27 protein-coding genes are annotated in these 24,394 nt (G+C 63.8%); 12 read left to right on the forward strand and 15 right to left on the reverse strand.

Features of this window, described 5'->3' with window-relative positions; translation table 11 throughout:
• Positions 1-10: 10 nt before the first annotated feature.
• Both X760_RS54570 and X760_RS54575 read left to right on the forward strand, forming a co-directional pair.
• Positions 11-472, forward strand: coding sequence for a MaoC family dehydratase (locus tag X760_RS54570; RefSeq protein ID WP_023719201.1), 462 nt, complete (start codon positions 11-13; stop codon positions 470-472).
• Positions 469-939, forward strand: a complete 471-nt coding sequence (locus X760_RS54575) for a MaoC family dehydratase (protein WP_023719202.1) — start codon at positions 469-471, stop codon at positions 937-939. Before X760_RS54570 ends, X760_RS54575 begins: the two co-directional genes overlap by 4 nt.
• Before the next feature lie 43 nt (positions 940-982).
• Here the strand turns inward: X760_RS54575 and X760_RS54580 are convergent, their stop codons facing one another.
• The 4 genes from X760_RS54580 to petA form a co-directional block, all read right to left on the reverse strand.
• A complete protein-coding gene (locus X760_RS54580; protein ID WP_023719203.1) occupies positions 983-1,528 on the reverse strand; it encodes an adenine phosphoribosyltransferase in 546 nt (181 codons plus the stop codon).
• A 214-nt stretch (positions 1,529-1,742) separates the two neighbouring features.
• On the reverse strand, positions 1,743-2,615 hold the full coding sequence (locus X760_RS54585; RefSeq protein WP_023719204.1) for a cytochrome c1: 873 nt from the start codon (positions 2,613-2,615) through the stop codon (positions 1,743-1,745).
• Positions 2,616-2,704: 89 nt separating this feature from the next.
• Positions 2,705-4,006: a cytochrome b N-terminal domain-containing protein gene (locus X760_RS54590; RefSeq protein ID WP_023719205.1), complete on the reverse strand. Its 1,302-nt coding sequence runs from the start codon at positions 4,004-4,006 to the stop codon at positions 2,705-2,707.
• A gap of 16 nt (positions 4,007-4,022) precedes the next feature.
• The gene (gene petA / locus X760_RS54595) at positions 4,023-4,583 is read right to left on the reverse strand and encodes a ubiquinol-cytochrome c reductase iron-sulfur subunit (protein ID WP_023719206.1); all 561 of its coding nucleotides are present in this window, start codon (positions 4,581-4,583) and stop codon (positions 4,023-4,025) included.
• Between the two features lie 280 nt (positions 4,584-4,863).
• On the opposite strand from petA, the gene X760_RS54600 reads away from it, so the two are divergent.
• A complete protein-coding gene (locus tag X760_RS54600) occupies positions 4,864-5,208 on the forward strand; it encodes a cupin domain-containing protein (protein ID WP_023719207.1) in 345 nt (114 codons plus the stop codon).
• Between the two features lie 27 nt (positions 5,209-5,235).
• On the opposite strand, the gene X760_RS54605 is transcribed toward X760_RS54600, so the two are convergent.
• The 4 genes from X760_RS54605 to X760_RS0137990 all read right to left on the reverse strand — a co-directional run bounded on the left by X760_RS54605 (position 5,236) and on the right by X760_RS0137990 (position 9,988).
• Positions 5,236-5,550 carry a DUF6665 family protein gene (locus tag X760_RS54605; RefSeq protein ID WP_023719208.1) on the reverse strand — a complete coding sequence of 105 codons (315 nt, stop codon included), beginning with the start codon at positions 5,548-5,550 and terminating at the stop codon, positions 5,236-5,238.
• A 99-nt stretch (positions 5,551-5,649) separates the two neighbouring features.
• Complete coding sequence (locus tag X760_RS54610) at positions 5,650-7,533, reverse strand: ABC transporter ATP-binding protein (RefSeq protein ID WP_023719209.1); 1,884 nt, start codon at positions 7,531-7,533, stop codon at positions 5,650-5,652.
• The gene (locus X760_RS54615) at positions 7,530-9,419 is read right to left on the reverse strand and encodes an ABC transporter ATP-binding protein (protein WP_023719210.1); all 1,890 of its coding nucleotides are present in this window, start codon (positions 9,417-9,419) and stop codon (positions 7,530-7,532) included. Before X760_RS54615 ends, X760_RS54610 begins: the two co-directional genes overlap by 4 nt.
• Positions 9,420-9,445: 26 nt before the next feature.
• Positions 9,446-9,988 (reverse strand): hypothetical protein, encoded by a 543-nt coding sequence (locus tag X760_RS0137990; protein WP_031194085.1) that lies wholly within the window; start codon positions 9,986-9,988, stop codon positions 9,446-9,448.
• Between the two features lie 283 nt (positions 9,989-10,271).
• Here X760_RS0137990 and X760_RS54620 point away from each other — a divergent pair, with 283 nt between their 5' ends.
• Together X760_RS54620 and soxR are read left to right on the forward strand one after the other, a co-directional pair.
• Positions 10,272-10,730: a tRNA (cytidine(34)-2'-O)-methyltransferase gene (locus tag X760_RS54620; RefSeq protein WP_023719212.1), complete on the forward strand. Its 459-nt coding sequence runs from the start codon at positions 10,272-10,274 to the stop codon at positions 10,728-10,730.
• A gap of 170 nt (positions 10,731-10,900) precedes the next feature.
• Positions 10,901-11,347, forward strand: a complete 447-nt coding sequence (soxR, locus tag X760_RS54625) for a redox-sensitive transcriptional activator SoxR (RefSeq protein ID WP_023719213.1) — start codon at positions 10,901-10,903, stop codon at positions 11,345-11,347.
• Here the strand turns inward: soxR and X760_RS54630 are convergent.
• Positions 11,344-11,601 (reverse strand): hypothetical protein, encoded by a 258-nt coding sequence (locus X760_RS54630; protein ID WP_023719214.1) that lies wholly within the window; start codon positions 11,599-11,601, stop codon positions 11,344-11,346. The genes soxR and X760_RS54630 overlap by 4 nt on opposite strands.
• A 103-nt stretch (positions 11,602-11,704) precedes the next feature.
• Here X760_RS54630 and hemF point away from each other — a divergent pair, with 103 nt between their 5' ends.
• The 3 genes from hemF (at position 11,705) to X760_RS54645 (ending at position 13,610) form a co-directional block, all read left to right on the forward strand.
• Positions 11,705-12,619 (forward strand): oxygen-dependent coproporphyrinogen oxidase, encoded by a 915-nt coding sequence (hemF, locus tag X760_RS54635; protein WP_023719215.1) that lies wholly within the window; start codon positions 11,705-11,707, stop codon positions 12,617-12,619.
• Between the two features lie 258 nt (positions 12,620-12,877).
• Complete coding sequence (locus tag X760_RS54640; RefSeq protein ID WP_023679489.1) at positions 12,878-13,138, forward strand: DUF1344 domain-containing protein; 261 nt, start codon at positions 12,878-12,880, stop codon at positions 13,136-13,138.
• A gap of 286 nt (positions 13,139-13,424) precedes the next feature.
• Positions 13,425-13,610: a DUF1059 domain-containing protein gene (locus X760_RS54645; RefSeq protein ID WP_023679490.1), complete on the forward strand. Its 186-nt coding sequence runs from the start codon at positions 13,425-13,427 to the stop codon at positions 13,608-13,610.
• Positions 13,611-13,613: 3 nt separating this feature from the next.
• On the opposite strand, the gene X760_RS54650 is transcribed toward X760_RS54645, so the two are convergent.
• Genes X760_RS54650 through X760_RS54660 form a run of 3 tightly spaced genes read right to left on the reverse strand, consistent with a single transcriptional unit; the run spans position 13,614 to position 16,154 of the window.
• The gene (locus X760_RS54650) at positions 13,614-14,882 is read right to left on the reverse strand and encodes a CCA tRNA nucleotidyltransferase (protein WP_031194088.1); all 1,269 of its coding nucleotides are present in this window, start codon (positions 14,880-14,882) and stop codon (positions 13,614-13,616) included.
• Positions 14,879-15,511, reverse strand: a complete 633-nt coding sequence (locus X760_RS54655; protein ID WP_023719217.1) for a CoA pyrophosphatase — start codon at positions 15,509-15,511, stop codon at positions 14,879-14,881. The genes X760_RS54650 and X760_RS54655 overlap by 4 nt, the downstream gene beginning before the upstream one ends.
• Before the next feature lie 13 nt (positions 15,512-15,524).
• Positions 15,525-16,154 (reverse strand): DUF1285 domain-containing protein, encoded by a 630-nt coding sequence (locus X760_RS54660; RefSeq protein WP_023719218.1) that lies wholly within the window; start codon positions 16,152-16,154, stop codon positions 15,525-15,527.
• A 145-nt stretch (positions 16,155-16,299) separates the two neighbouring features.
• On the opposite strand from X760_RS54660, the gene X760_RS54665 reads away from it, so the two are divergent.
• Genes X760_RS54665 through X760_RS54680 form a run of 4 tightly spaced genes read left to right on the forward strand, consistent with a single transcriptional unit; the run spans position 16,300 to position 23,128 of the window.
• Positions 16,300-17,304 (forward strand): MoxR family ATPase, encoded by a 1,005-nt coding sequence (locus X760_RS54665; protein WP_023719219.1) that lies wholly within the window; start codon positions 16,300-16,302, stop codon positions 17,302-17,304.
• Entirely contained in the window at positions 17,304-18,218 is a 915-nt protein-coding gene (locus X760_RS54670) for a DUF58 domain-containing protein (protein ID WP_023719220.1), read from the forward strand. Before X760_RS54665 ends, X760_RS54670 begins: the two co-directional genes overlap by 1 nt.
• Positions 18,215-21,037, forward strand: a complete 2,823-nt coding sequence (locus X760_RS54675) for a DUF4159 domain-containing protein (protein WP_023719221.1) — start codon at positions 18,215-18,217, stop codon at positions 21,035-21,037. Before X760_RS54670 ends, X760_RS54675 begins: the two co-directional genes overlap by 4 nt.
• 3 nt (positions 21,038-21,040) lie before the next feature.
• Positions 21,041-23,128, forward strand: a complete 2,088-nt coding sequence (locus X760_RS54680) for a membrane protein (RefSeq protein ID WP_023719222.1) — start codon at positions 21,041-21,043, stop codon at positions 23,126-23,128.
• A 40-nt stretch (positions 23,129-23,168) separates the two neighbouring features.
• On the opposite strand, the gene clpS is transcribed toward X760_RS54680, so the two are convergent.
• The 3 genes from clpS to X760_RS54695 all read right to left on the reverse strand — a co-directional run bounded on the left by clpS (position 23,169) and on the right by X760_RS54695 (position 24,326).
• Positions 23,169-23,474 carry an ATP-dependent Clp protease adapter ClpS gene (clpS, locus tag X760_RS54685; protein WP_023719223.1) on the reverse strand — a complete coding sequence of 102 codons (306 nt, stop codon included), beginning with the start codon at positions 23,472-23,474 and terminating at the stop codon, positions 23,169-23,171.
• Positions 23,475-23,729: 255 nt separating this feature from the next.
• Complete coding sequence (locus X760_RS54690) at positions 23,730-23,945, reverse strand: hypothetical protein (protein ID WP_023719224.1); 216 nt, start codon at positions 23,943-23,945, stop codon at positions 23,730-23,732.
• A 36-nt stretch (positions 23,946-23,981) separates the two neighbouring features.
• Complete coding sequence (locus X760_RS54695; protein WP_023719225.1) at positions 23,982-24,326, reverse strand: hypothetical protein; 345 nt, start codon at positions 24,324-24,326, stop codon at positions 23,982-23,984.
• Positions 24,327-24,394: the final 68 nt, after the last annotated feature.

Raw genomic sequence — 24,394 nt, forward strand, 5'->3', positions numbered from 1 at the left:
TTTCCAGACCATGACCGCAAAGACCTGGGCTTATGAGGATTTTGTCGAGGGCGCTTCGCTCGACCTCGGCACCAAGCTGGTAAGCGCCGCCGAAATCATAGAATTCGCCGGCGAGTTCGATGCCCAGGCGATGCATCTCGACGAGGCTGCGGGTAAGGCCAGCATCCTCGGCGGGCTGGCGGCTTCGGGTTGGCACACCTGCGCCATGTTCATGCGCATGCTGTGCGATGCCTTCCTGCTCGACTCGACCTCCCAGGGCGCGCCAGGCGTCGACCAGGTCAAATGGAAACGGCCGGTCCTGGCCGGCGACCTGTTGAGCGGCAGCACCACCGTCCTTGCCAAGCGCCTGTCTAGATCGAAGCCCCGGCTTGGCCTGGTGACCATGCGCAGCGAGTTGTTCAACCAGCGCGGCGAAGGTGTTTTCGAGCTCGAAAACGCCGTCATGTTCCTCACCCGCGAGGGCAGTGCGTGAGCCTCGACGAATTCTTCTGCATCGGTATCACCGTCACGCTCGGTTCGCATCGATTCGAACCGGAGGCGATCAAGGCGTTCGCCCGCAAATACGATCCGCAAGTTTTCCACATCGATGAAGAGGCGGCGAGGAACAGCATATTCGGCGGGCTCTGCGCCTCGGGCTGGCACACCGCCGCCACCTGGATGAAATTGAACCTCCAGGCTGGCATAGAGGCAGAGGTCGCCCGCTGGCCCGGCCCCGGGCCGGTGCCGGAATTCGGCCCCTCGCCCGGCTTCAAGAACCTCAAATGGCCCAAACCTGTCTATGCCGGGGAAACCGTGACTTTCACCCGCACGGCGCTGGCCCACCGCCCCATTGCCTCGCGACCGGGCTGGCGGCTGCTGACGCTCCGCTCAGAGGCCTTCGATTCGACGGGCGACAAGGTGATCGAATTCGAAAGTGCCGTGCTGGTGAAGGTGGGGTGAGCGGAATTCTTCCCTTCTGCCACGGGGGAGAAGGAAGAAACGCTCAATGCCCCTCAAACCCGATCAGCGTCCTCACCGGCACGCCGAGCCCCTCTAACCTCTCGCGGCCGCCAAGGTCCGGCAGGTCGATGACGAAGCAGGCGGCGAGAATGTCGGCGCCGATCTGCCGCAATAGCTTGACGGCCGCCTCCGCCGTGCCGCCGGTGGCGATCAAATCGTCGACGAGGATTACCTTCTCGCCCGGAGAAACACCGTCCTTGTGCATCTCCATCTCGTCCAGCCCGTATTCCAGGCTGTAGGCGACGCGCACCGTCTCGTAAGGCAACTTGCCCTTCTTGCGGATCGGCACGAAGCCGGCTGAGAGCTGGTGGGCGATGGCGCCGCCGAGGATGAAGCCGCGCGCCTCGATGCCGGCGATCTTGTCGATCTTCAGGCCGGCATAGGGATGCACCAGTTCGTCGATCGCGCGGCGGAAGGCCCGCGCATTGCCGAGCAGCGTGGTGATGTCGCGAAACAGGATGCCCGGCTTGGGATAATCCGGAATGGTGCGGATCGCGGCAAGCAGCGTCTCTTCGAGCGAGGACTTCATCAAGCGGCTCTCCGGGCCATTCAGATTCGGCTAAAGACGTGAAAGGAATTGGCCAATCGTAACCCGGTGCAGCCAAGTCCGGCTACCGCCATGTGACGCCTGACGGAAAATTGTCCGGCAAAGGGCCTTGTTCAGCGCCGGCTGCGATGAATCGACATGCCTGCAATGAAAAGGGCGCCTTTCGACGCCCTCGCATTCCCTTATATCGCAGGGCTCAGTGCGCCACGCCGGCCCACACCTTGCGCTTGGTCAGGTAGACCAGTGCGCCGAACAGCAGCAGGAAGACCAGTACGCGAAAGCCGGTCTTCTTGCGGTCCTCGAGGTGCGGTTCTGCCGCCCACATCAGGAAGGCCGACACGTCGCGAGAATACTGGTCGACCGTCTGCGGCGCCCCGTCATCATAGGTAACCTGGCCGTCGGAGAGCGGCTTCGGCATCTTCAGCGACACGCCGGACAGGAAGTACGGATTGTAGTGCGTGCCTTCTGGTATGACCATGCCCGCCGGCGGCTGTTGGTCGTAGCCGGTCAGCAGCGAGTGGATGTAGTCGGGGCCGCCCTGGGCATATTGCGTAAAGATGTCGAACACGAAGCGCGGGAAGCCGCGCTCGACGCCGCGCGCCTTGGCCAGCAGCGACATGTCGGGCGGTGCTGCACCGCCATTGGCCGCCGCCGCCGCTTCCTCGTTGGGGAACGGCGGCGGAAAATGGTCGGACGGCTTGCCGGGACGATCGAACATATCGCCGGCATCGTTCGGGCCGTCATGGATCGTATATTCGGCCGCCAGCGTCTTGATCTGCGCATCCGAATAGCCAAGGCCTTCCAGCGTACGGAACGCCACCAAATTCATCGAATGGCAGGCCGAGCAGACTTCCTTGTAGACCTTGAGCCCGCGCTGCAGCTGGGCCTTGTCGTAGGTGCCGAATGGCCCGGCGAAGCTCCAGTCCATTTCCTTCGGTTCGTCAATCGGGAAATGCGTCGGCGCCGCCTCATTGTGCGCCTCTTCCTGGGCGCTCGCTCCAGTGCCTGTGGCCCCAATGCCCGCGGCCACAAGGCCAAGCAGCGCCAACGAGGCGAGAATCTTCTTCATGCCATATCCCCTTGAGATTCTCTGACGCGCGGTCATCGTCCCGAGCATGATCTTGTCCGAAAACCGGTTTCCACTTTTCGGGATCATGCTCAGCCTTTGGTTTCCGGCGCGGCCGTGGCGCCGGCAGGATGTCCACCGCGACCCTTGTTCTTCTCGAGCACCGCCTCGGTGATCGAATTCGGCAGCCGCCGCGGCGTCTCGATCAGCCCAAGCACCGGCAGCGCTACCAGGAAGAAGGCGAAGTAGAACAGCGTCGCCATCTGCGCCATGAACACATAGCTGCCCTCGGCCGGCTGCGAGCCAAGCCAGCCGAGCAGGATGGCGTCGGCCATGAACAGCCAGAAGAACAGCTTGTACCAGGGCCGGTAGACAGCCGAGCGCACCTTCGAGGTGTCGAGCCACGGCACCAGGAACAGCATTACAATCGCGCCGAACATGCAGAGCACGCCGCCGAGTTTGGAGTTGATGGGCCCGATATTGAAGGTGATGGCGCGCAGGATCGCGTAGAACGGCAGGAAGTACCATTCCGGCACGATGTGGGCCGGCGTCTTCAGCGGGTTGGCCACGGTGTAATTGTCCGGATGGCCGAGATAGTTCGGCAGGTAGAACACGAAATAGGCGAAGACGAACAGGAACACGATCATGCCGAACCCGTCCTTGATGGTCGCGTAAGGCGTGAAGGCGAGCGTGTCGGTCTTCGATTTGACTTCGATGCCGGTCGGATTGTTCTGGCCGACGACGTGAAGCGCCCAGATGTGCAGCACGACGACGCCGGCGATCATGAACGGCAGCAGGTAATGCAGCGCAAAGAAGCGGTTCAACGTCGGATTGTCGACCGCGAAGCCGCCGAGGAGAAGCTGCTGGATCCAGTCGCCAACCAGCGGTATGGCGGTGAAGAAGCCGGTGATGACGGTGGCGCCCCAGAAGCTCATCTGGCCCCAAGGCAGCACATAGCCCATGAACCCGGTCGCCATCATCAGCAGGTAGATGATGCAGCCGAGGATCCACAGCAGCTCGCGCGGCGCCTTGTAGGAGCCGTAGTAGAGGCCACGGAAGATATGGATGTAGACGGCGACGAAGAAGAACGACGCGCCGTTCGAATGCAGGTAGCGCAGCAGCCAGCCCGAATTCACGTCGCGCATGATCTTCTCGACCGAATCGAAGGCGAGAGTGCTGTCGGCCGCGTAGTGCATGGCCAGCACGATACCCGTCAGGATCTGCGCCGCCAGCATGAGCGCGAGGATGCCGCCGAAGGTCCAGGCATAATTCAAATTGCGCGGCACCGGATAGGCGATGAAGCTGTCATAGACCAGCCGCGGCAGGGGCATGCGCGAATCGAACCAGCGTCCGATGCCGGTCTTGGGCGTATAGGTCGAGTGTCCCTCGCTCATCGAAATATCCCTTGCCTCAGCCGATACGGATCTTGGTGTCGGAAATAAACTGGAACACCGGTACCGCCATGTTCTCGGGTGCCGGCCCCTTCCGGATGCGGCCGGCGGTGTCGTATACGGAACCGTGGCACGGGCAGAACCAGCCGCCGAAATCGCCTTCCTGGCCGAGCGGGATGCAGCCGAGATGGGTGCAGACCTGGACCATCACCATCCACGCTTCCTTGCCCGGCGTGGTGCGGTTGGCGTCGGTCGCCGGCGCGTCGGCCGGCAAATTGGCATTGCGGGCAATTGGATCCTTGAGCTCGGCGAGATTGACCGCCTCGCCGTCCTTCATCTCTTGCTCAGTGCGGTTGCGCACGACCACCGGCTTGCCCCGCCACTTCACAACGAGCGACATTCCTGGCGTCAGCGAAGAGACGTCGACCTCAACCGAGGCAAGGGCCAGCGTCGAGGCATCCGGACGCATCTGATCGATGAACGGCCAAGCGACGGCGCCCGCGCCGACCACCGCGGCCATGCCGGTGGCGACGTAGAGAAAATCACGACGGTTGGGATCCTGGGTGTCGGTTGCGCTCACGGGTGCCTGATCCTTTCGCCTCTTCCATGCCGGCGGCCGAGCCTTGTTCCCGCTCAATCGCGCCGGCCCGACAGCGCATGGCGAACAGGCTAGCGAATTCCTCCGGCATTTGGGACTTGGGTTTATGCGTGAAGCCTGTTTTTGTCCAGACGGGTGAAGGCACAAGGGCAGATTGTCGCGGGGACGTAATTTGCCCGATGGAATGATTGGAAAATCGCAGGAAAACCAAACGACTGCGTTCGCCTCGACAGCGGGCGCTGGCGCGGTTTATCCTCGCCCTATGGCGCATGTTATAGACCGCGACAAATGGGCCGAAGCGCCCGACCACTGGCAGGGCGAGTTGCAGTGCGGCGCCTACGGCTCCAACAGCTGCCTGATCTTCAACTACCTGCCTGAGATCGGCGGCGGCCCCAGGCTGCACAGCCATCCCTATTGCGAGATTTTTATTATCCGGACCGGGACCGGCCTGTTCACCGTCGGCGACCGGCAGATCGAGGCCACATCCGGCCAGATCCTGATCGTACCGCCGGACACGCCACACAAATTCACCAATCTCGGGCCAGGCCCGCTGGAAACCACCGACATACACGAGAACGGCAGCTTCATCACCGAGTGGCTGGAATAACGCCTCCCAAACCGATTCCGGTTCGGATCATACGCTGGCGCCGAGCCTGGCCAGCACGGCCTTGGGAATATTGTATTCCCGGATCACCGCGTCGTGCTTGCGCAGGCCGCAGAGTTCGCGCTGGATGAAATAGCCGTGCACCGCTTCGGCTGCGTCCTTGAGCAGCTGGGCTCGATCGTCGCTGTCGCCATTCTCGCGCAGCCTCGTCAGTGTTTCCTCGACGCGCCGGCCGGCGCGGCCGAGCGCTGCCGCCTTTTCGCCGAGGATTTCGTGGCCAAGCAGATCCAACGCGCTCTCCTGCGCGCCGGACCGTCCGAAATTCGATGGCATTCTCACCGCCATGGCTCACTNCAAGCAGATCCAACGCGCTCTCCTGCGCGCCGGACCGTCCGAAATTCGATGGCATTCTCACCGCCATGGCTCACTCCGGTTTATGGAAAACTACTCCGCCGGCCGGGTCTCGGCCAACGCGCTCTCTTCGTTGAACAGGAAGCCGCCGGACTGCCGTTTCCACAGCCGTGCATAGAGCCCGTCGAGCGCAACCAGTTCGTCATGCGTGCCTTGTTCGACGATGCGGCCCTCGTCGAGCACCACCAGCCGGTCGAGTGCCGCGATGGTCGACAGCCGGTGCGCGATGGCGATGACTGTCTTGCCTTCCATCAGCCTTGCCAGATTCTCCTGGATTGCCGCCTCGATGTCGGAATCGAGCGCCGAGGTCGCCTCATCGAGCACCAGGATCGGTGCGTCCTTGAGGAAGACGCGGGCGATCGCCACGCGCTGGCGCTGGCCGCCCGAGAGCTTGACGCCGCGCTCGCCGACAAAGGCTTCATAGCCAGTACGATCGCGACTGTCGCGCAGGCCGAGGATGAACTCCTGCGCCTCGGCCTTCTCCGCTGCCGCGATCACCTCGGCGTCGGTTGCTTCCGACATGCCGAGCTTGATGTTGTCGCGCAAGGAACGGTGGAAAAGTGCCGTATCCTGGCTGACGACGCCGATATTAGCGCGCAGCGAATTCTGCGTGACCCTGGAGACGTCCTGCCCGTCAATGGTGATCTTGCCGCTCTCGAGGTCGTAGAGGCGCAGGATCAGGTTGACCAGCGTCGTCTTGCCTGCGCCGGACGGCCCGACCAGTCCGACCTTTTCACCCGGCCGCACCACGAGGTCGATGCCGTTGAGCACGCCGGACCCCTTGCCGTAATGGAACTCGACGTTTCTGACGTCGATGCGCCCACCGCCAACGAGAAGCTCTTTCGCGTCGGGCGCATCGGTCAGGCCGAGCGGCTTCGAGATCAGCGCCTTCGAGTTTTCCAGCACGCCGAGGTTCCGCAAAATACTGTTGAGCTGCATCATCAGCCGGCCGAGCAGCATGTTCAGCCGCAGCACCAAGGACAGCGTGAAGGCGACGGCGCCGACGGTGATCGAGCCTTCGACCCAGAGATAGACGGCAAAGCAGGCGATCGCCGTGATCATGATCCCCGACAGCATGGTCAGCGCCATGCGCACGCCGGTCAGCCGGCGGGTGAACGGGCGCAGCGCGTCGAGATAGATGTCGAAGCCGTTCCTGATATAGCGGTCGTCGCCATCGGCCGAGAACAGCTTCAGCGTCTGCACGTTCGAATAGGAATCGACGATGCGGCCGGTGATCATCGAGCCGGCTTCGGCGGTGGCCTCGGCATGCTTGCGGATCGCCGGCAAATAGCGTCTGGCCAGCAGGCCGAAGGCTGAGATCCAGATCACCACCAGCACCGCCAGCCTGAGATCGAGCCCGGCGACCAGCGCCAGCGTCGTCACCGTATAGACGGCCATGAACCAGACGACCTCGATGAAGCTTTCCATCAGATCGCCGGTCGCCTGCCCCGCCTGCCAGACCTTGGTCGCGATACGTCCGGCAAAATCGTTCTGGAAGAAGGCGTAGGACTGGCGCGACACATGGCGATGCGCCTGCCAGCGCACCAGATTATAGAAACCCGGCGTGATCGTCTGCTCGTCGACCAGCGCCGACAGGCCGACGACGATGGTGCGGATGACCAGCACCACGGCGATCATGAAGACAAGTTCGGGGCCGGCGGCAGTCCACAAGGCATGCCAGCTACGTTCGCCAGGAAGCTGGTCGAGGATGTCGACCAGCCGCCCGACGAAGTAGAACAGTCCGGCCTCGACCAACGGCGCGATGCCGCCGATCACCAGCATGGCGAAGAAAGCGATCTTCGCCTGCCCGACATAGTGCCAGAGGAAACCCCTGACGCCGGCAGGTGGCCGAAGGTCCGCGGGCTCCCGGAACGGATAGACCCAGTTCTCGAACCAGCGGTAGATGGCAGTCATCATTCGGCGGCTTCACCCTTGGCGAGTGCATCGTTGGCGGCTGCATCGTTGGCAGAGGGGCCGTCGTCGAGCAGGAAGCCGCCCGACTGGCGCTGCCAGAGCTGGGCGTAGAGCCCGCCGCTGGCAACGAGTTCCTCATGCGAACCTTCTTCGATGACGCGGCCCTTGTCCATCACGACGAGCCGGTCCATGGCGGCGATCGTCGACAGCCGGTGCGCGATGGCGATGACGGTCTTGCCTTGCATCAGTTTGTAGAGGTTCTCCTGGATGGCCGCCTCGGCCTCGGAATCGAGCGCGGACGTCGCCTCGTCGAGAATGAGGATCGGCGCGTCCTTCAGCATAACGCGGGCAATGGCAATGCGTTGCCGCTGGCCGCCGGACAATTTGACGCCGCGATCGCCGACATGCGCGTCGAAATTCTTGCGGCCACCGGCGTCCGAAAGCCCTGATATGAAATCAAGCGCTTCGGCGCGGCGTGCCGCCTCGACCAGCATCTCGTCACTGGCGTCCGGCCGGCCATAGAGGATGTTCTCGCGCACCGAACGATGCAGCAGCGAGGTGTCCTGCGTGACCATGCCGATCTGGGCGCGCAGCGAGTCCTGCGTCACCGCCGCGATGTCCTGGCCGTCGATCACGATCTTGCCGCTTTCAAGGTCGTAGAAGCGCAACAGAAGATTGACCAGCGTCGACTTGCCGGCACCCGAACGGCCGACGATGCCGACCTTCTCGCCCGGCTTCACCGTCAGCGACAGGCTTTCGATCACGCCCTTCTGCTTGCCGTAGTGGAAGCGGATGTCCTCAAAACGGATCTCGCCCTTGGTCACGGCAATATCCTTGGCCCCAGGCCTGTCTTCGACGAGGCGGGGCAGCGAGATCGAGCTGATGCCGTCTTGCACCGTGCCGATATTCTCGAACAGCGTGGACATCTCCCACATGATCCATTGCGACATGCCCCACAGCCGAAGCACGAGGCCGATGACTAGGGCGACGGCGCCGATCGTCACGGCCTGGCCGAGCCACAGCCACAGCGAGATCGCCGTGACCGAAAACAACAGCAGCGAATTCAGGATGTAGAGCAGGCCGTAGAGCTGCGTCACCAGCCGCATCGACCGATAGACGGTATCGAGAAAGCCGGCCATGCCTTCCCGGGCGAAGGACGCTTCGCGCCGCGCATGCGAGAACAGCTTGACCGTCTGGATGTTGGAGTAGCTGTCGACGACACGGCCGGTCATGGTCGAGCGCGCATTGGCCTGCTCCTCACCGACCTTGCCCAGCCGCGGGATAAAATAGCGCAAGAGCAGGACATAGCCGGCAAGCCAGACGGCAAGCGGCGCCGCCAGCCGCCAGTCTGCCGAGCCGACGATGAACAGCATGCCGAGAAAATAGACGACGATATAATTGAGCACGTCGATGAGCTTGATGACGCATTCGCGCACCGCGAGCGCAGTCTGCATCAGCTTGGTCGCGATGCGTCCGGCGAACTCGTCCTGATAGAAGCTCATCGACTGCTTGAGCAGATAGCGATGCACCTGCCAGCGGATACGCATCGGATAGTTGCCCATCAGCGTCTGCTGGTTGAGGAGCGAATGGAACCAGACCGTCGCCGGCAGCGCGAAAACCACGATGAAGGCCATGCCGGCCAGCTTCAAGCCTTCGGTCTGCAGGAACGTCTCGCGATTCTGCGCCGACAGCCAGTCGACGATCCGGCCCATGAAGCCGAACATCCACACCTCAGCCAGCGCGATGGCCGTCACCAGCACCGCATCGAGAGCGATGTAGGGCCACGCGCCGCGCGTATAATGCACGCAGAAGGCGATCAGCGTCCTCGGCGGCTCGACCGGTTCCGCAGCCGGAAACGGATCGAGCCTTTTTTCAAACCAGCTAAACATAGTGATGCTCACAATATTTTTTCCGCTCACGCGGCACGGGAACGGACGACGTGCCCAGACCGCATGGCGTCAAGGACCGGCGATACGGAATCGTCCGCCTCGCCGGTCCTGCTTCGCGCTATATAGGTTGTCGCGGGCCTTTCGCCGACAGTTTCGTTTGACGATGCTGACGACGTTTTGACGATCCGGATTTTCGCGCCGGTTTTTGCACCAGGCCGGATGAGCCTGATGATCCGGCGCACCAGCGACGGCCGGCTATAGTCCGGAACGGCATGCGAGAAATCGACGTCCGGCAGCATGCCGCGATGCGGACGCTGGCGGGTCTCGGCGTGAACCGCCGACGAGTAGGTCTCGCCGATTAAAAGCGCCCAAGTCGCGGTTTTGCGGTCGTGCAGGCTTCTTGAGCCGGGTATTCTACAGGGATCGAACATCGGTCCGTCCTCCAGTTGAAGATGCAGATAGAAGGGTGAACCAACCCGGACCGTGGGCACGCGCCGCGCGGCAAGGGTGATATCGGTCGAAGCACGTTCAGGTGGGGCGTTCAGCCCCTTCGACAGCTTAAAAAACATCGCCGGATTCCTTCGAAGGCCGAAAAAGGTTTCGGCGGGAATCGGTGCGATTGAAGTCTAGAAGTTCAGGAGAATCGTCGTACCGAAACCGCCGTCGGGCTGGTAAGCCCACGAGAGGGGTGGTGGATGTGCATGGCCATCATGAATTACCCCTTCATCGGTTCGGGTTGACAATGCTGGCCGTATAACCGACTTCGCAGAAAATGACCACCCGCCAGTCCAGGAATTTCCAAAACCGCGAGAGCTCTGTGGCTGATCTGCCACTTATTAGAAAGACGCGGAAATGAACGACCGTCTCCGCATTGCGCTCTACCAGCCGGATATCGCCGGCAATACCGGGACTATCCTGCGCTTCGCCGCTTGCCTCGGCCTTGGGGTCGACATCATCGAACCGACCGGCTTCCCGCTCTCCGACCGGGCGCTGAAACGGGCCGGCATGGACTATCTCGAAATGGCGGCGCTGACCCGGCATGTCGACTGGCACGCCTTCGAGGACTGGCGTAAAGGCGAAGCGCGGCGGCTGGTGCTGCTGTCGACCAAAGCCGCGAGCGCCTATACGGATTTCGTCTTCACCGGCGCCGACGTTCTTCTGTTCGGCCGCGAATCCGCAGGCGTTCCGGATCATGTCCACGAGGCGGCGGATGCGCGACTGACCATCCCGATGCAGGGCACCGCGCGCAGCATCAACGTCGCGCTTTCCGTCGCCATGGTGGCTGGCGAGGCGATGCGGCAGCTTGGATAGGATTTGCAGACCGTCAGCGCGCGCGGCGAGTACGGCCGCTTTCTGGTCGACGACTGCGCCCTCTCTTGTCATTCTAACCCAGGCGCACATCGCCTTCTCCTGCGGTTTGCCTATCCAGAATTTCTTCGTTACAAGCTCAACTTAACTTGAGGTCAAGCGGAAAATCGGAGATGGCTGCGGCAACGGAATTGACAGTCGGCCAGGTGGCGATGCGCAGCGGCGTCGCGGTGTCGGCGCTGCATTTCTACGAAGCGCGCGGGCTGATCCGCAGCCACCGTACCGCCGGTAATCAGCGGCGCTACGGCCGCGACGTGCTGAGGCGTGTGGCGATCATAAAGGTGGCGCAGGAGGTCGGCATTTCGTTGGCCGAGATCGGCACAGCACTTCGATCACTGCCTGAAGGCCGAACGCCGACGCGCGAGGACTGGAATCTGCTGTCGACGGCTTGGCGCGACGAACTCGACCAGAAGATTGCCCAGCTCAAGAAGCTGCGCGACGGGCTGACGGACTGCATCGGCTGCGGCTGCATGTCGATTGACAAATGCCCGCTGCGGAACAAGGGCGATCGGCTGAGCACCCGGGGGCCGGGAGCGAGACGGCTGTTGATCGAGCGTTAATCCGCCGCCGGCAGCCGCCTGATGGTGAATTCGATGACGTCGCCCGGCCGCTCGAACCAGCTTTCGATCTCTGTCCAATAGGCCTGCTTGGGAAAACGCTCGAACCACTCTTTCGCCTTGAGGCGCGCGTCGGAGCGCGGCAGCACGAAGGTCTCGCGCAGGAAGCCGTCGCGCGGCATGCGCCCGTTCTCGGCGCGCGAACGGTCGAGCCTTTTCTTCAGGCCATCCAGCGGCGGTCTTGCCGGGGTGCGCACGAAAGAACTCCATTCACACTTGACCCTTGCATCCAAGAGATTAGGGATCGCGGCCGGAAAAGACGAGTCATTTGTCGGGCGCGCCCGCAACCGGAGACAGCATTTGCAACGACCCGAGATACCGGCGGGGCTGCCAGCCGACATCGAACAGAAGAAGACGAAGGCACGGCTGTGGTTCGAGACGTTGCGCGAGCGCATCTGCGCCAGCTTCGAGCAGATCGAGCAGGACCTGCAGGGGCCGCAGGCCAGCTGGTCGCCCGGCCGCTTCGAAAAGACGCCGTGGCAACGCGATGCCGGCAACGGTGGCGGCGGTATCATGTCGATGATGCATGGCCGCGTCTTCGAAAAGGTCGGCGTCCACACCTCGACCGTTCATGGCGAATTCTCGCCCGAGTTCAGGAAGCAGATGCCGGGCGCCGACGACGACCCGTCCTTCTGGGCGAGCGGCATTTCGCTGATCGCCCATCCGTGGAACCCCAACGTGCCGGCCGTGCATATGAACACGCGCATGGTCGTCACATCGCGCCTGTGGTTCGGCGGCGGCGCCGACCTGACACCGGTGCTCGATCGCCGCCGCAGCCAGGACGACCCCGACACGATCGCCTTCCACAGGGCGATGCAATTTGCCTGCGAGAAGAACGCGGCGATCGCCGACTTCGCGAAATTCAAGGCCTGGTGCGACGAGTACTTTTACCTGCCGCACCGCGACGAGCCACGCGGCACCGGCGGTATCTTCTTCGACTGGCTGCATTCGGGCGAGGACAAAGGCGGCTGGGACGCCGATTTCAACTTCGTCCAGGATGTCGGGCGATCCTTTCTCGTCGTCTACGGGCATCTGGTGCGCGCCAACTTCAACGACAACTGGACCGATGGCGACCGTGACGAGCAGCTCATCCGCCGCGGCCGCTATGTCGAATTCAACTTGCTTCACGATCGCGGCACCATCTTCGGGCTGAAGACCGGCGGCAATGTCGCCTCGATCCTGTCCAGCCTGCCGCCAGAGGTGAAATGGCCGTAAAATCTCGGTGAGCGCGACGTGAGCCGCAATCGGGTCCAAATCCCGAGAATTTGACGGCGAATGTGGCGCAAGGCGCGCCAGAAAATATCTTTTTCGTCTAATATACTATTGAAAATATTGGGCTATTTGTCGCGTCGGGCCGGGAAACGCCGGCGGTTCTTACCCCCCGAGAGCTGCGACCCGACGTGACCGGACGGCCCATGATTAAGTGGGGTACCTCTCCCAAGCAGGTGCCCGCATTTTCCAGGAGAGCATGCCATGCGCAAGCTTATTATGACCGCAGCCGCTGCTGCCGTTCTCGCCTCTGGTACCGCCGCATTCGCCGCGGTCAAGCACACCACCGGCACGATCAAAAGCTTTGATGGAACGGCGATGAGCCTAGTTCTGGATAACGGAGCCACCTTTACGTTGCCCCAGACCTTCAAGGATCCTGGCCTGAAGGTCGGCGAAAAGGTCCGCGTCACGTGGGATATGAGCGGCAAGGACAAAATTGCCGAGGCAGTCAAGATCGTGAAGTGATGGCCTGCCCGCTGGAGCAAGACAACGTCTTGCCTCGGAGGTAGCGTAGAGGGCGGAGCAGCGATGCTCCGCCTTTTCGCAAACCCGTACACTAGAACGCCGCTTGTCGGCTTGGACGCGCGGCGCTCTAAGGCAACCAAAACCGTTCGATCGTGTTATGCTTAGCTGGCCAGCGTATAACCCGAATGCCGGAACCCGGTTTCGAGATCATGCGCGAGATCAAAGGTCTGGAGCTTCCGCGTCAGTGCGCTGCGCGGCGCTCCAAGGAGGAAATGAGGAGAAGCCGATGAAGGAATTCCATTGCGGGTCGCTCGTACCCGGCTGCGAGTGGCACACACGCGCCGAGGAGGAGGCAGAGGTCATGCGTCGTGCCGTCGAGCATCTGCGCGAGACGCATGGCGAGACGGTGATCCGCGAGACGATGATCGAGGCGATCCGCTCGCGCATCGAAAAGGTCCGCGACGCAGCGTGATGGTTAGGATTGGAGTGCCTCTGCGGCGCGCTTGAGCAGCGCGCCGCGATCAAGCGCAAAACCGGACTCGACCCATTCCTTTTCAAGATTCTTCAACGTTGCACCAAGCTTCGGCCCCGGTGAGGCGCCAAGTGTCGTCAGATCGGCGCCCTTGATCGGAAAAACAGGGCTTTGCCATTTTGCGGCGAAGGCAAGCAGGCGCGAGAAGCCGCTGGCTTCGAGCAGTGCGTCATTGTCTTCGACCGCGCGGGCTCGAGCGGAAGCGAGCGACAGCCGCAACCGATCGACAAAGCCTTGGCGGTCGCCAGAATAGAGCTTTTTCGCCAACTCTCCTTCGGTTGTTTTCGGATCGATGGCAGCGGTCATCGCCCAGTACCGCAGGCGGCTTGCCTCGCTCACGGAAAGCCTCAATCTCTCGGCAAGCGTTTTCATGCGCGCGGCATCCGGCGGCACGATGGCTTCCAGCCTGAGCAGCGGGTCCGGCGCCCAGGCCAGATCCTTCTCGGTCTTGGTCAGCCCGTGGATGGCATCAATGCCCCATCTCTCGCTTTCCGGCAAAACGCCGGTCAGAACGCCGGCCTGGCGCATCCACAGCAGCGCCCGCGACGGATCTGGCGCTGACAGCAATTTCTTCAACTCCCACCAGACGCGCTCGACCGAGAGCTGGTCGAGCCCCTGCTTCAGCCGGGCGCAAGCCTTCAACCCTTCGGCATCCGGCCTGCCGTCCCCATACCAGGCGAAAAAGCGGAAGAAACGCAGGATGCGCAGATAATCCTCGCGGATGCGCGCTTCCGGATCGCCGATGAAGCGCAGCCGCCGCGCTTCGATATCGGCGATACCGCCGACCAGATCGACGACAGTTCCGTCAGCTTCGGCGTAGAGTGCATTGATGGTGAAATCGCGCCGCTCCGCGTCGGCTTTCCAGTCGCGGCCGAACGACACTTTGGCGCGGCGGCCGTCGGTTTCGATATCGGCACGAAGCGTGGTGATTTCATAGGCCTTGCCGTGGGCGACCGCGGTGACGGTGCCATGCTCGATGCCGGTCGGCACCGTCTTGAAGCCTGCCGCCTCGGCGCGCCGGATGGTTTCCTCGGGCACTGTGGTGGTGGCGATGTCGATGTCGGCAACCGGCTGTCCGATAAGCGCATTGCGCACGGCACCGCCGGCGACACGCGCCTCCTCGCCACCGTCGGTCAGCGCGGCGAGGAGGCGCTGCAAGTGGCTTTCGTCGAGCCAGCCGGCCTTGCCCGCGATCGACACCGGATCGCTCACGAATAGAGCCTTTCATAAAGCGTTCGGATGATGCCCGCAGTAACGCCCCAGATGCGCTGGCCGCCATAGGGCATCTCGTAAAAGAACCATTCGAGGTCGTTCCACATGCGGCTGTCCCTGGTGTGGTTGGCGGGGTCCATCAGAAAGCCCAGCGGCACCTCGAAGACGGCATCGACTTCGTCGGAATTCAGCGTCAGGCTGAAACCGGGCCGCACAATCCCGAGCACCGGGGCGATGCGATAGCCGCTGCCGGAGACGTAGTCCGGCATGCGGCCGAGGATCTCGATATGATCCCCATCGAGACCGATCTCCTCGAACGTCTCGCGCAATGCCGCCGCTTCCGGGCTCACATCGGTTGGATCGATGGTTCCGCCGGGGAAAGCCACCTGCCCCGAATGGTTGCGCAGCTTTTCCGCCCGCCGGGTCAAAAGGACCGTGGCCTCGTGGCCATGGTCGACCACCGGGATCAGCACGGCGGCATCGCGCAGCGCCTTGGCCAGTTTCAGCCTGGGATGACCCGGATTGAAGCGGTGGTCGCCAAAATCGTCACCGGCATGCGCCTGCGGCTGCGCCACGACGCGCTGGCGAAACTCGGCGGCGGAAAATGGCACCGGCGTCACCTGATCCATCATAGGCGGTCCATCATGCGCTCAGCCGTTTCAGTTTCTCAGCCGGCATGATCGGATAGACCTCGCCTTTGGAACGGACGGCAAACATCGTCTTGCCGCCGATGTCGATCTCTTCGCCGTGCTCGACCAGCTCGTACATCACTGGCCGCGCCACCAGCGCTTCCAGCCGCCCGCGCACCAGCACATAGGGCTTCAGGCCACCTGTCTCGTCCTCGTCGACGAATCGCAGCGGATGCTCCGCCCCAGCCTCGACCACATCGCCGACATTGGTACGAAAGGTGATGATTTGCCCGTCGCCGGCGCCCGACACATCCATCTCGACGGCGATGAAGGGCGCGTCGGCGACGCGGATGCCGACCTTTTCCACCGGCGTCACCAGATAGGTCTTGCCGTCGTCGTCCTTGCGCAGCACCGAGGAGAAAAGCTGCACCAGCGGCATCCGGCCGATCGGCGTTCCCAGATAGAACCAGGTGCCGTCCTGCTTGATCTCCATGTCGAGATCGCCGCAAAATGCCGGATTCCAGCGTTCCACCGGCGCCGGCCCCTTGCCGGCGCGCGTCGCGCGCGAGACCAGCGCCTCTAGCCCACGCGCCTCGGTCGCGGCCGTCAGGCTCTCTTCACGATGCTCGGCGGCTTCTGTCATGGTCACGAAATAGTCACTGTTGTTCCGCTTGTCAGCCTAAGTCTGTGATTTAAGTTCTTTGCAGGCGCCATGCGAGGCCGAATCGCGGCATTCTGCGGCCCCCAAGGTGCCAAGCGGTATTTCCAACCAGAAGGATCGATGCTGCATGAGCGTTATGATCAAGGAAAGCCCGATCAGCGAAAAGGACATGGTGGCGCAGGCCGAGAAGGCGCTGGCTGACATTTCGAGGGTCCGCGACGGCGTCGGCCGGGTCATCTTCGGCCAGGAAAGCGTCGTCGAGCGCACGCTCGTCGCATTGCTGGCAGGCGGCCATGCACTGCTGGTCGGGGTGCCCGGCCTTGCCAAGACCAAGCTGGTCGAAACGCTGGGCATCGTGCTCGGCCTCGATTCGCGCCGCATCCAGTTCACGCCCGACCTGATGCCATCCGACATTCTCGGCTCAGAGGTGATGGAGCAGGATGAATTCGGCAAGCGTTCGTTCCGCTTCATTTCCGGACCGATCTTCGCGCAACTGCTGATGGCCGACGAGATCAACCGCGCCTCGCCGCGCACCCAGTCGGCGCTGCTGCAGTCGATGCAGGAATACCACGTCACCATTGCCGGCGTGCGCCATGACCTGCCGGCGCCGTTCCATGTTCTGGCGACGCAGAACCCGCTGGAGCAGGAGGGCACCTATCCGCTGCCCGAGGCTCAGCTCGACCGCTTCCTGATGCAGGTCGACATCCTTTACCCCGAGATCGAGGCGGAGCGCCGCATCCTGCTGGAAACCACCGGCATCGAGGATGCCAAGGCCGAAAACGTGCTGCAGCCGACGCGGCTGAAGGACATCCAGACGCTCATCCGCCGCATGCCGGTGCCTGAAAGCGTCGTCGAGGCGATCCTCAAGCTGGTGCGCTCGGCGCGTCCCGGCCAGGGCAACGCCGATACCGACAAGCACGTCGCCTGGGGCCCGGGCCCGCGCGCCAGTCAGGCGCTGACGCTGTGCGCCCGCGCCCGCGCCCTCTATGACGGCCGGCTGGCGCCGTCGGTCGACGATGTCCGCGCACTGGCCGAGCCGGTGCTGCAGCACCGCATGGCGCTGACCTTCGCCGCCCGCGCCGAGGGCACCACGGTACGCGACGTCGTGGCGAAGCTCGCGAAAGGGATTTGATGGCGCGCATCGGTGAAGCGCAGGCACCGACAGCGACGCGCGATGCGCTCGCCAGAGGCCGGTTGCGGGCTTCCCTGGTGCCGGACCTGCTGGTCGAGGCGCGCCGCATCGTCAACACGGTGATTGCCGGCTGGCATGGCCGTCGCAAGCGCGGCATCGGCGAGAATTTTTGGCAGTTCCGGCCCTATGTCGAAGGCGATTCCTCGCGCATCGACTGGCGCCGCTCGGCGCGCGACGACCACACCTATGTCCGCGACCGCGAATGGGAGGCCGCCCATACGGTGTGGCTGTGGGCCGACCCCTCGCCTTCCATGCTCTACAAATCGACCGGAGCCAGCGTTTCCAAGGAGTCGCGCGCTCTGGTGATGGCGCTGGCCATGGCCGAGCTTTTGTCGCGCAGCGGCGAGCGCATTGCCTGGCCGGGCCTGACCGACCCGTTCACCGCCCGCAATGGCGCCGAGCGCATCGCGGCGCAACTGATGCACGCCGCCGACCTGCCGGCAAAGCCCGACCTGTCCGGCATCCGCCGCTTCTGCGACATCGTCATCGTCAGCGATTTCCTCGACCCGGTTGAGGACACCATAGCCTGGCTGGACGTGCTCGCCCGCCACGGCGTGCGCGCCCATCTGATCGAGGTCGCCGATCCGGCCGAGGAAAGCTTCCCCTATGCGGGGCGCACCGAATTCACCGATCCTGAGACCGGCGACAAGCTGACCGCCGGCCGCGCCGAAATGCTGGGCGAAGAATATCGCCTGCTTTATGCCGCCCGCCGCCAGGAACTGGCCGCGTGGTGCAAACGGCTTGGCTGGAGCTTTACCGTCAATCATACCGACCGCCTTGCCTCCGAGGCGCTGGTGCGCATCCACATGGCGATGACCGCCGAGGGCGCCTTTGCCGGGAGGGCTCGCGCATGAGTTGGCTGCCGCTCTCCTTCGGGGCGCCGATGGTGCTGTGGGGCCTGCTGGCGCTGCCGGTGATCTGGTGGCTTCTGCGGCTGACCCCGCCCAGGCCGCAAACCGAGGTGTTTCCGCCGCTCAGGATTCTCGCCCGCGTGCTGAGGCGCGAAGAAACGCCGCAGCAGAGCCCGTGGTGGCTGACGTTGCTCAGGCTGCTGATGGCCGCGCTTATCGTGGCAGCACTTGCCGAGCCCGTCTTCAACCCGCGCGAAAAGCTGCCGGCCGAGGGCGCTGCCCTGGCGCTGGTGATCGACAATGACTGGGCAAGTGCCGCCGACTGGGGTAAGCGCGTCGCCACCGCCGAGCGGCTGATCGCCGATGCCAATTCGAACGGTGTGCCGGTGCTCATCGCTTTCACCGCCGAGAAGCCGAATGCCGAGATCGGTCCCTTCGATGCCGCTGCCGCGCTCAACCGGCTGCGCGCGGCAAAGCCGCGCCCGATCCCGACCGACCGCCCCGCCGTCTATGCCCGCGTCGCATCAGCCCTGGAGTCGCTGCCGGGCACCAGCGTTGCCGTGCTCGCCGATGGCCTGGCGGCGCAAGGCGACGAAGCCGCCTTCAACACGCTGTTGTCGAAGAACGCAGCACGCGTCGTCTGGGCCGTCTCCGACCGACTGTCGCTGACCGGCCTGACCGGCGCCGATAACCAGGTCGACGGCTTCGCCCTGACCGCCATCCGCGCACCGGGCGATCCGGCACCTGCACAGGTGACGGCCGGCGCCTTCGACGACAAGGGCCGCCGCATCGCCGACGCGACGCTGACCTTTGCCCCGGGCATAACCACCGCCACCGCCACGATGGCGGTGCCGTTCGAACTCCGCAACGACTTCGCCTACATCGCGCTCGATGGCGAACGCCAGGCCGGTGCCGTCCGCGTGCTCGATGAGAGCTCGAAACGCCGCCGCGTCGGGCTGCTGTCGCAGGCCGAGGCCGACCAGGCGCAACCGCTGCTGTCGCCGCTCTACTACATCCGCCGCGCCCTGCAGCCCTTCGCCGATCTCGTCGAGCCGTCCAGCGTCGATCTCGCCGATGCCATCCCGCAACTGCTCGATCAGAAACCGGCGATGATCGTCATGGCCGATGTCGGCACCATTCCGGAACAGGCCCGGGAAAGGCTGGTCGACTGGGTCGACAAGGGCGGCACGCTGGTGCGTTTTGCCGGTTCGCGGCTCGCCGCTGCCGGCAATGACGACGACCTGCTGCCGGTCCGGCTCCGCACAGGCGAGCGCTCGCTGGGCGGCGCGCTGTCATGGACGGCGCCGCAGCCGGTCACCGAATTCCCGAAAACCGGCCCCTTCGCCGACCTCGCGCCGCCCACCGAGGTCACCGTCACCAGGCAGGTGCTGGCCGAACCGACGCCCGATATCGTCGAGCGCACCTGGGCCACCCTTGCCGACGGTACGCCGCTGGTGACCGGGATGAAGAAGGACAAGGGTACGCTCGTGCTGTTCCACGTCACCCCCGAGGCGACATGGTCCAACCTGCCGATCTCCGGCAGCTTCGTCGAGATGCTGCGGCGCATCGTGCAACTGTCGCGCAACCAGGGAGCGGCGGTCGCCAATGCCGAAGCCGCCGCCACGTCGCTGGCACCTTATCGCATGATCGCCGCCGACGGCACGCTGGTGCCGCCGACGCCGGACGCCAGGCCGCTGGTGCCCGGCGCCGGCCCGCTGCCGGTGACGCTGGAAAACCCGCCCGGCCTCTACGGCTCCGAGACGGGGGTATTCGCTCACAATCTGCTCGGTGGCGACAGCGCATTCACGCCGCTGGCCCGGCCTGAGATCACCGTGCCGGTCACCACCGTCCAGTATGCCTTCGACGAGCAGCGCAACCTCAAAGGTCCGCTTGTCACGGCCACCCTGGTGCTGATGGTGCTCGACACGCTTGCCGTATTCTGGATGGGCGGCCTGTTGTCGCGCCGCCCGCGCCGTCCCGGTGCTGCGGCGACGGCAGCCGTCCTGCTGATTGCGCTCGGCGCCTTGATTGGCCACGCGGACGTCGCGCGTGCCGACGACGCCAAACCGGGAGATACGGAGGCGATCGGGGACATTTCAAAGACCCGGATCGCCTATGTGCTGACCGGCGAGCCGGGTGTCGACTCGATCAGCCGCGCCGGGCTCGAAGGCCTGACCCGCTTTCTCATCGAAAAAACCGCGCTCGAACCCGGAGCACCGGCCGGCGTCGACATCTCGAAGGACGAACTGTCCTTCTACCCGCTGATCTACTGGCCGATCGATCCCGCCGCCCCGATGCCGAGCGAGGCCGCCATCGCCCGTATCGACGCCTATATGCAGCAGGGCGGAACGGTCTTGTTCGACACCCGCGACCAGTTCGCCAACGGCATTGGTGCGGATTCGACCAGCCCCGCAACGGAGCGGCTGCGCGACATCCTCGGCAACCTCAACGTGCCACCGCTGGAACCGGTGCCTTCGGACCACGTGCTGACCAAATCCTTCTACATCCTTCCAGAGTTTCCCGGCCGCTTTGCCGGCAGCCCGCTTTGGGTCGAGGCATCGCTCGAAGCCAGCAACACCGAGCACCGCCCGGTGCGCACCGGCGACGGCGTTTCCCCGATCATGATCACCGCCAATGATTTCGCCGGCGCCTGGGCGGTCGACGAGAATGGCGACCCGCTATTGCCGACCGTGCCGTCGGATCCGATGCAGCGCATCTATGCGCTGCGCGCCGGCGTCAACATCATGATGTACATGCTGACCGGCAACTACAAATCCGACCAGGTGCACGTCCCGGTGCTGCTCGAACGGCTGGGGCAATAGACCATGAATTGGTCGCTCGCCTTCGAACCGCTCATCACTTGGCCGCTGCTCGCCGTGGTTCTGTTGCCGCTGCTGCTGCTGGCGCTGGTCGGCCTTTGGTTTCGCCAGCGCGGCGCGATCTTCCGCCTGGCAGCCCTGATTGCGCTGGCTGCGGCGTTGCTCAATCCGGTATTCCTCGACGAAGAGCGCGAGCCGCTGAAAAGTATCGTCGCCGTCGTCGTCGATCGCAGCCAGAGCCAGGATATAGGCGACCGCACCAAGCAGACCGACGCGGCCTTGGCCGGGCTTCAGCAGCGTCTCGGCCGCTTCAAGCAGTTCGACGTCCGTGTCGTCGAAGCCGGCAAGTCCGAAGCCGCCGACGAGCGCACCGAGACGCGGTTGTTTTCCTCGCTCGAAAATGCTTTCCGAGACGTGCCGCCGTCGCGCATTGGCGGCGCCATCATGATCACCGACGGCGAGGTGCATGACGCGCCGCTTGGCGCACCCGACTTCAATGCCCCTCTGCATGCGCTGATTACCGGCAACGACCATGAAAAGGACCGTCGCATCCGCTTCGAGAATGCGCCGCGCTTCGGCCTCGTCGGCAAGCCGCTCGACATGACCTATCGCGTCATCGCCACCAACAACGAAACCGGCCCGGTCGATGTCCGCGTATCGGTCAACGGCGAGCAGGTATCGGTCGAGCACGCCAACATCGGCCAGGCGATGCCGCTGCAGGTGACCATTCCCAGCGCCGGGCGCAACATCGTCGAACTCGCCATCGACCACGAACCGGGCGAACTCACCGATACCAACAACCGCGCCATCGCGCTGATCGACGGCATCCGCGAAAATCTGCGCGTGCTGCTCGTGTCCGGCGAACCACATGCCGGCGAGCGCACCTGGCGCAATTTGCTGAAATCCGACGCTTCGGTCGACCTCGTGCACTTCACCATCCTGCGCCCACCGGAAAAGCAGGACGGCACGCCGATCAACGAGTTGTCGCTGATCGCCTTCCCGACACGCGAGCTGTTCGTCGAGAAGATCAAGGATTTCGACCTGATCATCTTCGACCGCTATCAGCACCGCGACGTGCTGCCGATCCTCTATTACGACTACATTTCCGAATATGTCGAAAAAGGCGGCGCGCTGCTAATCGCGGCAGGCCCCGAATATGCCGGCGAAAGCTCGATCGCCCGCACGCCGCTGATGTCGGCGCTGCCGGCAATGCCGACCGGCGAGGTCATCGACAAGGCCTTCTACCCACGTCTCACCGATACCGGCCAGCGCCATCCGGTCACGCGCGGGCTCGACGGCTCCGCAACCGAGCCGCCGCACTGGAGCCGCTGGTTCCGCACCATCGGCGTCGAGAACCCCGAGGGCGAGGTGGTGATGAAGGGCGCCGACAACCGGCCGCTGCTGCTGCTCGACCGCAAGGGCGAAGGCCGCGTCGGCATGCTTTTGTCCGATCAGGGCTGGCTATGGGCGCGCGGCTTCGAGGGCGGCGGCCCGCATGTCCAGCTCTACCGACGCATCGCCCACTGGCTGATGAAGGAGCCCGAACTCGAGGAGGAGCGGCTGACCGCCGACGGCCGCGGCATGGTGCTTGAAATTCGCCGCCAGACGATGAGCGACGACCCCGGCCCGGCGCAGGTCATCACGCCGTCCGGCAAGGCACTGATCGTCAGGCTCGAGAAATCCGAGCCAGGCGTCTTCCTCGGCAGCGTCGAGACCAGCGAAATCGGTCTCTATCAGGTCGGCAATGGCGACCTGACGGCATTGGCCCATGTCGGGCCTGTCAACGCGCCGGAATTCACCGACGTCGTCTCCACCGAGAACCGGCTGAAACCGCCGGCTGAGGCAACCGGCGGCAGCGTTCGCCGGCTGGCGCCGGCCTCGGCGATTGGCAATCTCACCAGCACTGTCACGCTGCCCTCCATCGTCCCGGTTCGTGCCTCGGGCGCTGCCTCCGGCAACGACTGGATCGGCCTGCGCACCACCGACGACAGCGTGCTCAAGGCCGTCTCGCGCGTGCCGCTGTTCGGCGGCTTCCTCGGCCTCGGCCTGCTGCTTCTGGCGATGGGCTCGATGTGGTACCGCGAAGGACGGTAGTTCCCTTCTCTCTCCCTGCAAACGGGGCGAGGGAGGAGCTCTATTCCTCCGGCTCCGTCGTGAACATCAGCGGGTAGCCCTTAGCCTTGCCGGCATCGGTTGCCCGCGCCGCCTTGGTCTCGGCGACATCCCTGGTGAAGACGGCGACGACACAGACGCCGCGCCGGTGAGCGGTGATCATAACCCTATGTGCCTGGTCTTCACTGAGCTTGAACTCGGCCTTGAGCACCGTCACGACGAATTCGCGCGGCGTGAAGTCGTCATTGACCAGGATGACCTTGTAGAGCTTCGGCCGTTCGACCTTCGGCTTCGTGCTGGTACGGGGTTTTGTCGTGATTTCAGGCATTGGACCGGCAATTGCGTACGACAGCTTTGCGGTCATTTTGACATGGGCAAAAGCGGTCGTCCATTCAACCGCGCGCGATCGGCTTCCCGGCGAGCGCAGTTCACAAATCCATGCCTATGTGGGAACTGCCGTTTGGCGTTCAACCGGCGGTGTGGGCCGGGACCGGCCGTACTGTCTGCACGCCAACAAAAGATGACCGCTCCAGGCAAATCGCAACTGGAGCGGTCTTCTCATACGGCAGAAGATGTCGCTTGATCAGGCCTTCGGAGCTGCCTTGACCGCGTGCTTCTTGTGCTTCTTGACGGTCTTCTTGGCAGCGACCTTCTTCACGGCCTTGGCCGGCGCAGCGGTCGTTGTTGTCGTCGCAGCCGGGGTGGTGGTCGCGGCATTGGCGCTGCTGGCGCCGAGAACCGGCATCGAGAGGGCCAGCGCGATGGCGAGACCGAGGGCGGAGAGGAGGGACTTTTTCATGGCTTCACTTCCTTTTTGTGCAGATCGGATTGAGTGTCACTGAACGGGATCGATCGGTGTCACTCCAAGCAGCTTCAAAGCGTTCGCGAGCATCCGGATTCCCTGTGCCTGTTTCTTGTTGGCGCAGAACCGGTTTCCCTTTCTTTGAAGTGCTTTCGCCGCGGTGACCTGCGTTGCCGCGGCATGGGTTTCGAGGGCTTCGTCAAACTGGCGGTTCAGATCGATGCAACGCTCGCTGCGGGTGGTCGCCACCTTTGCATCGGCCGCCTTTGAATTGGCCGCCTTTGCATCGGCCAGCTTTGCATCGGCATGTTCGACCGCAGCCGTGACGAGCGAAATGGAAAGCAACGCACCCATCAGACTGATCGAGAACCTTTGCATTGGTCTGTCCGTAATCCCGTAACGCGTGTCGCAGCCGATGACCCGACCGCCACGGCACCACTTATGCC

The sequence above is a fragment of the Mesorhizobium sp. LSHC420B00 genome, from assembly GCF_000503055.1.
In the GTDB taxonomy this organism is placed as follows: domain Bacteria; phylum Pseudomonadota; class Alphaproteobacteria; order Rhizobiales; family Rhizobiaceae; genus Mesorhizobium.

Coding starts and splice junctions, on each gene's coding strand:
- X760_RS54570 (WP_023719201.1), top strand. CDS start 11: ATGACCGCAAAGACCTGGGCTTATGAGGATTTTGTCGAGGGCGCTTCG.
- X760_RS54580 (WP_023719203.1), bottom strand. CDS start 1,528: ATGAAGTCCTCGCTCGAAGAGACGCTGCTTGCCGCGATCCGCACCATT.
- X760_RS54585 (WP_023719204.1), bottom strand. CDS start 2,615: ATGAAGAAGATTCTCGCCTCGTTGGCGCTGCTTGGCCTTGTGGCCGCG.
- X760_RS54590 (WP_023719205.1), bottom strand. CDS start 4,006: ATGAGCGAGGGACACTCGACCTATACGCCCAAGACCGGCATCGGACGC.
- X760_RS54600 (WP_023719207.1), top strand. CDS start 4,864: ATGGCGCATGTTATAGACCGCGACAAATGGGCCGAAGCGCCCGACCAC.
- X760_RS54605 (WP_023719208.1), bottom strand. CDS start 5,550: ATGGCGGTGAGAATGCCATCGAATTTCGGACGGTCCGGCGCGCAGGAG.
- X760_RS54610 (WP_023719209.1), bottom strand. CDS start 7,533: ATGATGACTGCCATCTACCGCTGGTTCGAGAACTGGGTCTATCCGTTC.
- X760_RS54615 (WP_023719210.1), bottom strand. CDS start 9,419: ATGTTTAGCTGGTTTGAAAAAAGGCTCGATCCGTTTCCGGCTGCGGAA.
- X760_RS0137990 (WP_031194085.1), bottom strand. CDS start 9,988: ATGTTTTTTAAGCTGTCGAAGGGGCTGAACGCCCCACCTGAACGTGCT.
- X760_RS54620 (WP_023719212.1), top strand. CDS start 10,272: ATGAACGACCGTCTCCGCATTGCGCTCTACCAGCCGGATATCGCCGGC.
- soxR (WP_023719213.1), top strand. CDS start 10,901: ATGGCTGCGGCAACGGAATTGACAGTCGGCCAGGTGGCGATGCGCAGC.
- X760_RS54640 (WP_023679489.1), top strand. CDS start 12,878: ATGCGCAAGCTTATTATGACCGCAGCCGCTGCTGCCGTTCTCGCCTCT.
- X760_RS54645 (WP_023679490.1), top strand. CDS start 13,425: ATGAAGGAATTCCATTGCGGGTCGCTCGTACCCGGCTGCGAGTGGCAC.
- X760_RS54655 (WP_023719217.1), bottom strand. CDS start 15,511: ATGGATCAGGTGACGCCGGTGCCATTTTCCGCCGCCGAGTTTCGCCAG.
- X760_RS54660 (WP_023719218.1), bottom strand. CDS start 16,154: ATGACAGAAGCCGCCGAGCATCGTGAAGAGAGCCTGACGGCCGCGACC.
- X760_RS54665 (WP_023719219.1), top strand. CDS start 16,300: ATGAGCGTTATGATCAAGGAAAGCCCGATCAGCGAAAAGGACATGGTG.
- X760_RS54670 (WP_023719220.1), top strand. CDS start 17,304: ATGGCGCGCATCGGTGAAGCGCAGGCACCGACAGCGACGCGCGATGCG.
- X760_RS54675 (WP_023719221.1), top strand. CDS start 18,215: ATGAGTTGGCTGCCGCTCTCCTTCGGGGCGCCGATGGTGCTGTGGGGC.
- X760_RS54680 (WP_023719222.1), top strand. CDS start 21,041: ATGAATTGGTCGCTCGCCTTCGAACCGCTCATCACTTGGCCGCTGCTC.
- clpS (WP_023719223.1), bottom strand. CDS start 23,474: ATGCCTGAAATCACGACAAAACCCCGTACCAGCACGAAGCCGAAGGTC.
- X760_RS54690 (WP_023719224.1), bottom strand. CDS start 23,945: ATGAAAAAGTCCCTCCTCTCCGCCCTCGGTCTCGCCATCGCGCTGGCC.
- X760_RS54695 (WP_023719225.1), bottom strand. CDS start 24,326: ATGCAAAGGTTCTCGATCAGTCTGATGGGTGCGTTGCTTTCCATTTCG.